Genomic DNA, 10173 nt, shown 5'->3' with positions numbered 1-10173 from the left:
GGGAACGAAAGGAAATTCAGCATGTCTGATGCTTCCATGACTCTCTCTCCACGCTCTACCGACACGGCCCTGGCCGTCCGCGATCCGTTCGCGATGGTGCCCTCGCTGGGCAACCTGGACGCCTACATGTCCGCCATCAACCGCATTCCGCTGCTGACGCACGACGAGGAAGTCTCGTTCGCGCGCCGGCTGCGCGAGCACGGTGACGTCGAAGCGGCCGGGAAGCTGGTGCTGTCGCACCTGCGGCTGGTCGCCTCGATCTCGCGCCAGTACCTGGGCTACGGGCTGCCGCACGGCGACCTGATCCAGGAAGGCAACGTCGGCCTGATGAAGGCCGTCAAGCGCTTCGACCCCGACCAGGGCGTGCGCCTGGTSWSSTACGCGATGCACTGGATCAAGGCCGAGATSCAYGARTACATYCTSAAGAACTGGCGCMTGGTCAAGGTCGCGACGACCAAGGCCCAGCGCAAGCTGTTCTTCAACCTGCGCTCGATGAAGCAGAGCATGAAGGAAGACGCGCTCGACGGCGCGACCCACCGTGCAACGCTGACGCAGAGCGAGATCGACCAGGTCGCGCAGCAGCTGAACGTCAAGCGCGAGGAAGTGCTCGAGATGGAAACGCGCCTGTCGGGCGGTGACGTCGCGCTCGAACCACAGGGCGACGACGGCGAGGAAAGCTACGCGCCGATCGCCTACCTGGCCGACGACAGCAGCGAGCCGACCCGCGTGATCGAGGCGCAGCGCCGCGACTGGCTGGCCGGCGACGGCATCGCCCAGGCGCTGGATGCGCTGGACGCCCGCAGCCGCCGCATCGTCGAGGAGCGTTGGCTGAAGGTGAACGACGACAGCTCGGGCGGCATGACGCTGCACGACCTGGCCGGCGAGTACGGCGTCAGCGCCGAGCGCATCCGCCAGATCGAGGTTGCGGCGATGAAGAAGATGCGCAAGGCGCTGTCCGACGCGGCCTGATCGTTCTGTGTCGCCAGCAAAGAAAGGGCCCCGCGGGGCCCTTTCGCTTTTTACGCGCTCGCCAGCAAGGCCTGCAGGTCGGACTTCAGCGCCTCGGTRCCGCTGCCGTAGCGCGTGAACAGCCGCAGCTTGCCGCTGGCGTCGAACACGTAGGACCCGGCAGTGTGGTCCATCGTGTAGCTGCCCTCGGTCTTGCCGGGCACCTTGGCATAGAACACCTTGAAGGACTTGGCGGCCGCGGCGGTCTGCTCCGGCGTGCCGCGCAGCGCGACGAAGCTCGGGTCGAAGCTGCCCATGTAGGCCTTCAGCACCTCGGGCGTGTCGCGCTCGGGGTCGATCGTGATGAAGACGCCCTGCACGCGCTCGCCGTCCTTGCCGAGTGCCTTCTTGACCTGGGCCAGCTCGGCCATCGTGGTCGGGCACACGTCGGGGCACTGCGTGTAGCCGAAGAACACCACCGTCAGCTTGCCCTTGAAGTCGGCGAGCGTGCGGGTCTTGCCGTCCTGGTCGGGCAGCGACAGGCCGCTGCCGTAGTCGGCACCGGTGATGTCGACCGCCTTGAAGGCCGGCGTCGACGACGCGGATGGCGGCAAACGATCGCAGGCCGCCAGGCCTGCGACCAGCAAGCCGGCAGCGCCGGCCCGCACGAGGACTCGTCTTTGGATCATCGCAGCAGCGGGTTCAGGTAGTGGTCCACCAGCAGCGCCGCGAACAGCAACGACAGGTGGAGGATGGAGAAGCGGAAGGTGCGGCGCGCCAGCGCGTCGGAGTACGAACGCCACAGCTGCCACGCGTAGCCCGTGAACAAGGTCCCCAGCACGACGGCCGCCGCCACGTAGATCACGCCGCTCATGCCGAACACGAACGGCAGCAGCGTGGCCGCGAACAGCACGAAGGTGTAGAGCAGCACCTGCAGGCGCGTGAACTCGCTGCCGTGCGTCACCGGCAGCATCGGCAGGCCGGAGCGGCGGTAGTCCTCGACGCGGTACAGCGCCAGCGCCCAGAAGTGCGGCGGCGTCCACAGGAAGATGATCAGGCACAGCATCAGCGCCTCCGGCCCGACCTCGCCGCGCATCGCGGCCCAGCCCAGCACCGGCGGCATCGCGCCCGACGCGCCGCCGATCACGATGTTCTGCGGCGTCATCGGCTTCAGCACCACGGTGTAGATCACCGCATAGCCGACGAAGGTGGCGAAGGTCAGCCACATCGTCAGCGGGTTCACCAGCCAGTAGAGGATGGCGCTGCCGGCCACGCACAGCACGGCCGAGAACAGCAGCGTCTGCGTGTTGGTCAGCTCGCCCTTGGCGGTCGGCCGCCATGCGGTGCGCGCCATCTTGGCGTCGATGTGCTGCTCGACGACGCAGTTGAAGGCCGCGGCGGCGGCCGCCACCAGCCAGATGCCGGCCGTGCCGGCCAGGGCGAGGCGCCAGTCCGGCACGCCCGGTACCGCGAGCAGCATGCCGATCACGGCGCAGAACACGATCAGCTGCACCACGCGCGGCTTCGTCAGCGCGTAGAACTGGCGCCAGCGCGAAGCGAACGAAGCCGTGGCGGCAGGGGTGGTCAAGGTGTTGGACATGGCAGGCGAACTGCTGATTTTACGAGGCGGGCCGCCAGGCCCCGGGCGCACGGGCACCGGCACGGGCGGACAAAACGTCCACATGCGCCTGCGCCAGCAGGCTCGCCAGCAGCGTGACCAGCGCCGCGGCGCCGCCGGTGTGCGCCAATGCGGCCACCAGCGGCCAGCCGAGCACCACGTTGCCGAGGCCGCTGGCCAGCTGCCAGGCCGCCACCGCGGCGAAGCGCCCCGCCCAGCGCCGCAGCGCGGGCTCGCCGCTCGCGTGCAACCGCCAGGCCAGCAGCAGCAGTGCCGCGAGCGTCACGCCGGCGCCGATGCGGTGCACGACGTGGATCGCCGTCAGCGCCGCGAACGGCAGGTAGCCACCGTCCTTGCCGGCGCCCAGCTCGCGCCAGATGGCGAAGCCGTGCTCGAAATCCATCGCCGGCCACCAGTGGCCCTGGCAGGTCGGGAAATCGGTGCAGGCCAGCACCGCGTAGTTGGTGCTGACCCAGCCGCCCAGCGTCACCTGCGCCAGGCTGATCGCGAGCACCATCCACACGCCACGGCGCAAGCCGGCGGGCAGGCGCAATGGCAGTTGCCCATCGGCCTGGCTCTGCACGGCCAACAGCATCAGCAGGCCGAGCCCRCCCAGCAGGTGCAGCGTGACGATGGCCGGGAACAGCTTCATCGTCACCGTCAGCGCGCCGAACGCGCCCTGCAGGCACACCCACAGCAGCGTCGCGCCGGCCCACCACGGCGACAACGCCGCGGCATCGCGCGCCTTGCGGCGCCACGAGGCGACCGCGATCGCGATGATCAGCACGCCGACCGAGCCGGCCAGGTAGCGGTGCACCATCTCGACCCAAGCCTTGCCGTGCGTGACCGGGCCGCTGGGCATCGCCGCCTGCGCCGCGTCGATGTGGCCCTGCGCACCCAGCGGGCTCGCGTTGCCGTAGCAGCCCGGCCAGTCGGGGCAGCCGAGGCCCGAATCGCTGAGCCGCGTGTAGGCGCCGAACAGCACCAGGTCGAAGGTCAGGAACAGCGTCATCACCGTCAGCGCGCGCAGCCGCGTCGCCGGGTGCGCGCGGCGGTGGCGCAGCGCGATCCACACCAGCGGGCCGGTCGCGAGCAGCACTGCGACCAGCGCCATCGCGCCGACCGGGCTCAGGTCGTAGGCCGCCACGATGCTCATGCCGGACCGGTCAGCGCGCGGGCCGGCCGGGCTGGTCCCAGGAGGCCGAGGCGCGCAGCAGCTTCTCGATGTCGCGCTTCAGCTTCGCGGCATCGGGATCCGGCGGCACGCGCATCATCCATTGGCCCATCGGGTCGACCAGGTAGATGTGCTGCGACAGCGCCTGCCCGGGCGCCGGCGCGAGCCAGGCCGCGAGCGCGTCGCGCTGCACGCGCAGCACCGCGGCCGGCGTGCCGATGGAGATCGCCTGCATCACCTCGGGCCGCGGCGTGCGCTCGTCGGTGACCAGCCAGACCTTGTCGACACGCTCCTTCTCGCGCCCAAGCGACTCGCGGATCTGGCGCTGCAGGTAGAGGTATTTCTCGCAGGTCGCGTCGCAGGCGGCATCGGCGACGACCACCATCAGCCACTGGTCGCGCAATGCGCCCGCGGCCACCGGCTCGCCGCCGAGCGTGCGCAGCTTCAGGTCGTCGGGCATCGCGCGCGACGGCGTGATCAGCTCGCTGTAGTTGGTGCGGCCTTCCGGGCGGATGATGAAGTAGGTGACGTACGACGCGATCACCGGCGCGGCGCACACCGCCAGCACCAGCAGCATGCGCAGCCGGCCGGCCGCGGTGCGGCGCCCGTCGCCGGCCATCGCGGCGGGCGACGGCAGCGAATGCACGCTGAAGCTGACCGGAGTCAGGGGCTCAGGCATGGCGCCGGAGCCGGGGGCGGACGAGTTGGAACCAGACATACAGACCTGCCATCAATGCGCACATCGCGAACCACTGGAACGCGTACCCATAGTGCTTGTGGATGTCGACCGCCGGGGCGGGCCAGTGGCGCGCGAGGCCGTCGCCCGCCGCGGCGGGGGCGTCCAGCTGCTGCACCGACAGCGGCCGCAGCGCGACGCCGATCTCCCGCGAGAACGCCGCCAGTTCGAGATTCTGCCGGATGGTACCGGCGACACCGCCCGCGAAGTCGAACAGCCGTGCGGGAGGCGGGGCGATCAGGCCCCACACCTCGATCGGGCCCGGCGGCGTCGGCACCGCCGGCACGCGGGTGCGGTCGGCCATGTCGCGCGGCGCCCAGCCGCGCTGCACCAGCACCGCGTCGCCGCCGGCCAGCATCAGCGGCGTCACGACGAAGAAGCCGGGGCGGCCGTTCATCTGGCGGTTGTCGAGGAACACGGTGGCGCCGGGCCGCCATTCGCCCTGCAGGCGCACCGGGCGGTAGTGCTGCGCATCGGCCGCGGCCTCGGTCGTCGCGAGGGCGGCCGCATCGAGCGGCGGCAGGTGGGCCCGTTCGTCCAGCGCCGATTGCAGCGCCCGCTTCTGCGCGGCGCGATCGAGCTGCCACACGCCGAGCCGGGCGGTGATGCCCATGCCCAGCACGGTGGCGAGCAGCACGATCGCGGCGCGGGAGCGGGTGGAATAATCGTGGCCCATGAAATACCTGATCGGCGTCGCCTTCGTCTTCATCATCGGCGCGCTCGTGTTCGCCGGTGTCTTCATGATGCGCGACGGCCGCGACGGCAAGCCGAAGAGCGGGAACATGATGCGGGCGCTGGCGGTGCGCGTCGGCGTCTCGGTGCTCCTGTTCCTGGTCATCCTGTTCAGCTACTGGATGGGCTGGATCCATCCCACCGGCATCCGCACCTCGTAGCCCGGAGGCCAAGAAAAAGAGCGCCTCGCGGGGCGCTCTTGTTTCATCGGGCGTGGCTCAAAGCCAGTAGACAACGATGTAGAGCCCGAGCCACACCACGTCGACGAAGTGCCAGTACCAGGCCGCGCCCTCGAAGCCGAAGTGCTTCTGCGGCGTGAAGTGCCCGCGCTGCAAACGCAGCGTGATGAACAGCAGCATCAGCATGCCGACGAACACGTGGAAGCCGTGGAAGCCGGTCAGCATGAAGAAGGTCGAGCCATAGACGCCCGACGACAGCTTCAGGTTCAGCTCGGTGTAGGCATGGTGGTACTCGTAGCCCTGCAGCGTCAGGAACAGGATGCCCAGCAGCACCGTCACCCACATGAAGCCGATCGTCTTGGCGCGGTTGCCCGCGATCAGCGCATGGTGGGCGATCGTCAGCGTGACGCCCGAGGTCAGCAGCAGCGCGGTGTTGATGGTCGGGATCGGCCACGGCCCCATCGTGCTGAAGGGCTCGACCGTGCCGGCCGGCGACGCCGTCATGCCGACGCCCGAGCTCGGCCAGATGGCCTTGAAGTCGGGCCACAGGATGGCGTTGTCGAAGCTGCCCAGGTTGGGCACCGCATGCAGCCGGGCCCAGAACAGCGCGCCGAAGAAGGCGCCGAAGAACATCACCTCGGAGAAGATGAACCAGCTCATGCTCCAGCGGTACGAGATGTCGATGCGGTCGCTGTAGAGCCCGCCCTCGCTCTCGCCGATCGCGTCGCCGAACCACTGCTTCAGCACGAAGGCCCACCACAGCAGGCCGAACAGCACCAGGTACGCGGCCCAGCCGTGGCCGTTGACCCACTGGCCGGCGCCGAAGATCACCATCAGCAGGCCGGCCGAGGCCATGACCGGATGCCGCGAAGGCGCCGGAACGAAGTAGTGGGGCGCCTGGCCCGAATGCGTCGCTGACGACATGTTTTCTCCTGCTAGTCCGATCTGTTTCTCTTCTGCCAACTCTTCTGCGCTTCAGCCCGCAGAGGCCACGCCGCTGGACAACACCCACTGCACCAGCAGCACCAGCACGACCACGAACAGCGCGGCGCCGAGGACGCCCGCGATGACCAGGTGCACCGGGTTCAGCTGCTCCACATCCTTCTCGTAGTCGCCCGACTTGCGCACGCCGAAGAACGACCAGGCGACGGCCTTCATCGTCCCGAGGAACGAGCCGCGGCGCTTGACCGCGTCCTTCAGGCCATCGCTCATGAGCCGTCCTTCACGGGCGCAGTCTCCTTCGGCGCAGCCGCGACCTTGCCGCCCGCCACCTCGAAGAAGGTGTACGACAGCGTGATGGTCTTGACGTCCTTCGGCAGCTTCGGGTCGATCACGAACACCACCGGCCACTGCTTGGATTCGCCCGGCTTCAGCGTGTGCTCGCTGAAGCAGAAGCATTCGAGCTTGTTGAAGTGCGGCGAGGCCTGCTTGGGCGCATAGCTGGGGATCGCCTGCGCCGTCATCGTGCGGTCCTGCACGTTGCGGAACTCGTACATCACCGTGGCCAGCTCGCCCGGGTGCACGTCGATCGAGCGCTGCATCGACTTGAACTCCCACGGCCCGCGCGCGTTCGCATCGAACTCGACGGTGATGGTGCGGCTCGCGTCGACCTGCGTGTTCTTGTGCGTCGCGTCGGAGTTGCCGGGCACCGCCCGCTCGGACAGCGACAGCACGTTCACGCCCAGCACCTCGCAGATCGAGCGGTACATCGGCACCATCGCGTAGCCGAAGCCGACCATCGCGACCGCGACGACGGCGAGCTTGCCCGCCATGCGCCAGTTGTCGGTCTTCAAGGACATGCGGTGGCCCTCAGATCCCGAACAACGCGGCCTTGGCCATGAAGCCGATGAAGAAGACGATGGCCACCGAGGCCAGGATCCATCCCAGCCGGCGGTTGTCCTTCTTCTGCTCGGGCGTCATGTCAGCCGATCACCTTGGTGGCGGCGGCGTTCAGCTTCGGCGGATGCTCGAAGGTGTGGAACGGCGCCGGCGACGGCACTTCCCATTCCAGGCCCTCGGCGGCTTCCCACGGCTTCTGCGGAGCCGGCTCGCCCTTGCCGCGCATGCACGGCAGCACGATGAAGAGGAAGAAGTAGACCTGCATCAGCCCGAACCAGAATGCGCCGACCGAGGCAATCGCGTTGAAGTCGGCGAACTGCATCGGGTAGTCCGCATAGCGCCGCGGCATGCCGGCCAGCCCCAGGAAGTGCATCGGGAAGAACGTGAGGTTGAACGAGACCAGCGAGCCCCAGAAATGGATCTTGCCGCGCGTCTCGCTGTACATCACGCCGGTCCACTTCGGCGCCCAGTAGTAGAAGCCGGCGAACATCGCGTACAGCGAGCCGGCCACCAGCACGTAGTGGAAGTGCGCCACCACGTAGTAGGTGTCCTGCAGCTGGATGTCGACCGGCGCCATCGCGAGGATCAGGCCGGTGAAGCCGCCCATCGTGAACACGAAGATGAAGCCGACCGCGAACAGCATCGGCGTCTCGAAGGTCATCGAGCCGCGCCACATGGTGGCGATCCAGTTGAAGATCTTCACGCCGGTGGGCACCGCGATCAGCATCGTCGCGTACATGAAGAACAGCTGGCCGGTGACCGGCATGCCGGTCGTGAACATGTGGTGCGCCCAGACGATGAACGACAGGATCGCGATCGACGCGGTGGCGTACACCATCGAGGTGTAGCCGAACAGGCGCTTGCGGGCGAAGGCCGGCACGATGTGGCTCACGATGCCGAAGGCCGGCAGGATCATGATGTACACCTCGGGGTGGCCGAAGAACCAGAAGATGTGCTGGTACATCACCGGGTCGCCGCCGCCGGCGGGGTTGAAGAAGCTGGTGCCGAAGTGGCGGTCGGTCAGCGTCATCGTGATGGCGCCCGCCAGCACCGGCATCACCGCGATCAGCAGGTAGGCGGTGATCAGCCAGGTCCAGCAGAACATCGGCATCTTCATCAGCGTCATGCCGGGCGCGCGCATGTTGAGGATGGTGACGATGATGTTGATCGAGCCCATGATCGAGCTCGCGCCCATGATGTGCATCGCGAAGATGCCGGCATCCATCGACGGGCCCATCTGCAGCGTCAGCGGCGCATACAGCGTCCAGCCGGCGGCCGGCGCACCGCCGGGCATGAAGAACGAACCCACCAGCATCAGGGCCGCCGGGATCAGCAGCCAGAAGCTCAGGTTGTTCATGCGCGCGAAGGCCATGTCGGGCGCGCCGATCTGCAGCGGGATCATCCAGTTCGCGAAGCCGACGAAGGCCGGCATGATCGCGCCGAACACCATGATCAGCCCGTGCATCGTCGTCAGCTGGTTGAACAGCTGCGGATTGACGATCTGCAGGCCGGGCTGGAACAGCTCGGCGCGGATCAGCAGCGCCAGCGTGCCGCCGACGATCAGCATCGTGAACGAGAACAGCAGGTACAGCGTGCCGATGTCCTTGTGGTTGGTCGCGTAGACCCAGCGCCGCCAGCCGTGCGGATGGTGGTCGTGGGCATGCTCGTCGTGGGTGTCGCCGGCCGCGTGGCCGTGGGGATCGAGAACTGCGCTCATGGGTGATGTTTCCTTTGGGCGACTCTGGCCTATTGCTTACGCTGGGCGAGCACTTCGGACGGCTGCACGGTCTGGCCGGTCTTGTTCGACCAGTTGTTCTTCGTGTAGGTGATGACGGCGGCGAGGTCGGTGTCCGACAGCTGCTTCCACGACGGCATCGCGCCGTTGTTCTGGCCGTTCAGCACGATGTGGATCTGCTTGGTCTTGTCGGCGTCGAGCACCGCCGGCGAGCCGTCGAGCGGCTTGATCGGGCCGCCGCCCTTGCCGTTGGGCTGGTGGCAAGCCGCGCAGTTGGCGGCATAGACCTTCTCGCCGCGCGCGATCAGCGCGGGCTGTTCCCACACCTTGGCGGGATCGTCCGCGGCCGCGGCCATCGCCTTCTTCTTCGCGTCGACCCACTTGGTGTAGTCCTCGGCGGAAACCACCTTCACGTGGATCGGCATGTAGGCGTGTTCCTTGCCGCACAGCTCGGCGCACTGGCCGTAGAAATCGCCGGTCTTCTCGGCGCGGAACCAGGTGTCGCGCACGAAGCCGGGGATCGCGTCCTGCTTGATGCCGAACGACGGCACCATGAAGGCATGGATCACGTCGGTGGCGGTGGTGATCACGCGCACCTTCTTGTTCACCGGCACGACCAGCGGGTTGTCGACCTTCAGCAGGTAGTCGTCGCCGGACGGCTTGCCCGAGTCGGACATCTCGCGCTGCGTGACGTCGAGGGTCGAGACGAAGCCGATGCCCTCGCCCTCGCCCTTCAGGTAGTCGTAGCCCCACTTCCATTGGATGCCGGTGGCCTTGATGGTCAGGTCGGCGGCGCTGGTGTCCTTCATCGCGACCACCGCCTTGGTGGCCGGCAACGCCATCAGGATCACGATGACGAAGGGCACGATGGTCCAGATGATCTCGACCGTGGTGCTCTCGTGGAAGTTGGCCGGCTTGGCGCCCTTGGACTTGCGGTGCTTGATGATCGAATAGAACATCACGCCGAACACGCCGATGAAGATGACGATGCAGATCGTCATCACGAAGTAGTGCAGCCAGCGCTGCTCGGCAGCGATCGCGGTGACCGGCGGGTGCAGGTCCAGCTGGTTGACGGCCGGCCCTCCCGGCAGGCTGTTGACGGCCATGGCAGCCGATGTGGCCAACGCGGCGCCCAGGCCCAGGCCGATCTGTCCCGCCCGCTGCCAAAGTGTTTTCGTCTGCTTCATCATGGTCGTTTCAGTTTTCCCAAAA

General features: G+C 67.7%; 13 protein-coding genes. 2 read left to right on the top strand and 11 right to left on the bottom strand.

All coding sequences use genetic code 11. The annotated features are described in order from the left end of the window. The first annotated feature begins 21 nt into the window (after nucleotides 1-21). The gene (rpoH, locus tag AC1DYN_RS02180; protein WP_477957458.1) at nucleotides 22-969 is read left to right on the top strand and encodes an RNA polymerase sigma factor RpoH; all 948 of its coding nucleotides are present in this window, start codon (nucleotides 22-24) and stop codon (nucleotides 967-969) included. A gap of 50 nt (nucleotides 970-1019) precedes the next feature. Here the strand turns inward: rpoH and AC1DYN_RS02175 are convergent, their stop codons facing one another. Genes AC1DYN_RS02175 through AC1DYN_RS02155 form a run of 5 tightly spaced genes read right to left on the bottom strand, consistent with a single transcriptional unit; the run spans nucleotide 1020 to nucleotide 5152 of the window. Next, nucleotides 1020-1637 carry an SCO family protein gene (locus AC1DYN_RS02175; RefSeq protein ID WP_477957457.1) on the bottom strand — a complete coding sequence of 206 codons (618 nt, stop codon included), beginning with the start codon at nucleotides 1635-1637 and terminating at the stop codon, nucleotides 1020-1022. Continuing rightward, nucleotides 1634-2548: a heme o synthase gene (gene cyoE / locus AC1DYN_RS02170; protein ID WP_477957456.1), complete on the bottom strand. Its 915-nt coding sequence runs from the start codon at nucleotides 2546-2548 to the stop codon at nucleotides 1634-1636. The genes AC1DYN_RS02175 and cyoE overlap by 4 nt, the downstream gene beginning before the upstream one ends. Nucleotides 2549-2567: 19 nt before the next feature. Continuing rightward, on the bottom strand, nucleotides 2568-3722 hold the full coding sequence (locus AC1DYN_RS02165) for a COX15/CtaA family protein (RefSeq protein WP_477957455.1): 1155 nt from the start codon (nucleotides 3720-3722) through the stop codon (nucleotides 2568-2570). A 10-nt stretch (nucleotides 3723-3732) separates the two neighbouring features. Further along, nucleotides 3733-4419, bottom strand: coding sequence for an SCO family protein (locus AC1DYN_RS02160; RefSeq protein ID WP_477957454.1), 687 nt, complete (start codon nucleotides 4417-4419; stop codon nucleotides 3733-3735). Then, the gene (locus AC1DYN_RS02155) at nucleotides 4412-5152 is read right to left on the bottom strand and encodes an SURF1 family protein (protein WP_477957453.1); all 741 of its coding nucleotides are present in this window, start codon (nucleotides 5150-5152) and stop codon (nucleotides 4412-4414) included. Before AC1DYN_RS02155 ends, AC1DYN_RS02160 begins: the two co-directional genes overlap by 8 nt. On the opposite strand from AC1DYN_RS02155, the gene AC1DYN_RS02150 reads away from it, so the two are divergent. Beyond that, nucleotides 5151-5369, top strand: a complete 219-nt coding sequence (locus tag AC1DYN_RS02150; RefSeq protein ID WP_477957452.1) for a twin transmembrane helix small protein — start codon at nucleotides 5151-5153, stop codon at nucleotides 5367-5369. The genes AC1DYN_RS02155 and AC1DYN_RS02150 overlap by 2 nt on opposite strands. 57 nt (nucleotides 5370-5426) lie before the next feature. Here AC1DYN_RS02150 and AC1DYN_RS02145 read toward each other — a convergent pair whose 3' ends face one another. From AC1DYN_RS02145 to coxB, 6 genes are read right to left on the bottom strand one after another with little or no spacing between them, the layout of a single operon-like run. After that, nucleotides 5427-6311, bottom strand: coding sequence for a cytochrome c oxidase subunit 3 (locus AC1DYN_RS02145; RefSeq protein ID WP_477957451.1), 885 nt, complete (start codon nucleotides 6309-6311; stop codon nucleotides 5427-5429). 51 nt (nucleotides 6312-6362) lie between these two features. Further along, complete coding sequence (locus AC1DYN_RS02140; protein WP_477957450.1) at nucleotides 6363-6599, bottom strand: DUF2970 domain-containing protein; 237 nt, start codon at nucleotides 6597-6599, stop codon at nucleotides 6363-6365. Beyond that, entirely contained in the window at nucleotides 6596-7186 is a 591-nt protein-coding gene (locus tag AC1DYN_RS02135) for a cytochrome c oxidase assembly protein (RefSeq protein ID WP_477957449.1), read from the bottom strand. The genes AC1DYN_RS02140 and AC1DYN_RS02135 overlap by 4 nt, the downstream gene beginning before the upstream one ends. 10 nt (nucleotides 7187-7196) lie before the next feature. After that, the gene (locus AC1DYN_RS02130) at nucleotides 7197-7307 is read right to left on the bottom strand and encodes a cytochrome oxidase small assembly protein (protein WP_477957448.1); all 111 of its coding nucleotides are present in this window, start codon (nucleotides 7305-7307) and stop codon (nucleotides 7197-7199) included. A gap of 1 nt (nucleotide 7308) precedes the next feature. Beyond that, nucleotides 7309-8943 carry a cytochrome c oxidase subunit I gene (gene ctaD / locus AC1DYN_RS02125; RefSeq protein ID WP_477957447.1) on the bottom strand — a complete coding sequence of 545 codons (1635 nt, stop codon included), beginning with the start codon at nucleotides 8941-8943 and terminating at the stop codon, nucleotides 7309-7311. A gap of 29 nt (nucleotides 8944-8972) precedes the next feature. Beyond that, nucleotides 8973-10148 (bottom strand): cytochrome c oxidase subunit II, encoded by a 1176-nt coding sequence (coxB, locus tag AC1DYN_RS02120; protein WP_477957446.1) that lies wholly within the window; start codon nucleotides 10146-10148, stop codon nucleotides 8973-8975. Nucleotides 10149-10173 lie beyond the last annotated feature (25 nt).

Source organism: Rhizobacter sp. P2_D12 (assembly GCF_056404395.1).
This window is presented reverse-complemented; position numbering and strand designations above follow the sequence as displayed.

Coding starts and splice junctions, on each gene's coding strand:
- cyoE (WP_477957456.1), bottom strand. CDS start 2,548: ATGTCCAACACCTTGACCACCCCTGCCGCCACGGCTTCGTTCGCTTCG.
- AC1DYN_RS02160 (WP_477957454.1), bottom strand. CDS start 4,419: ATGCCTGAGCCCCTGACTCCGGTCAGCTTCAGCGTGCATTCGCTGCCG.
- AC1DYN_RS02150 (WP_477957452.1), top strand. CDS start 5,151: ATGAAATACCTGATCGGCGTCGCCTTCGTCTTCATCATCGGCGCGCTC.
- AC1DYN_RS02155 (WP_477957453.1), bottom strand. CDS start 5,152: ATGGGCCACGATTATTCCACCCGCTCCCGCGCCGCGATCGTGCTGCTC.
- AC1DYN_RS02145 (WP_477957451.1), bottom strand. CDS start 6,311: ATGTCGTCAGCGACGCATTCGGGCCAGGCGCCCCACTACTTCGTTCCG.
- AC1DYN_RS02140 (WP_477957450.1), bottom strand. CDS start 6,599: ATGAGCGATGGCCTGAAGGACGCGGTCAAGCGCCGCGGCTCGTTCCTC.
- AC1DYN_RS02135 (WP_477957449.1), bottom strand. CDS start 7,186: ATGTCCTTGAAGACCGACAACTGGCGCATGGCGGGCAAGCTCGCCGTC.
- AC1DYN_RS02130 (WP_477957448.1), bottom strand. CDS start 7,307: ATGACGCCCGAGCAGAAGAAGGACAACCGCCGGCTGGGATGGATCCTG.
- ctaD (WP_477957447.1), bottom strand. CDS start 8,943: ATGAGCGCAGTTCTCGATCCCCACGGCCACGCGGCCGGCGACACCCAC.
- coxB (WP_477957446.1), bottom strand. CDS start 10,148: ATGAAGCAGACGAAAACACTTTGGCAGCGGGCGGGACAGATCGGCCTG.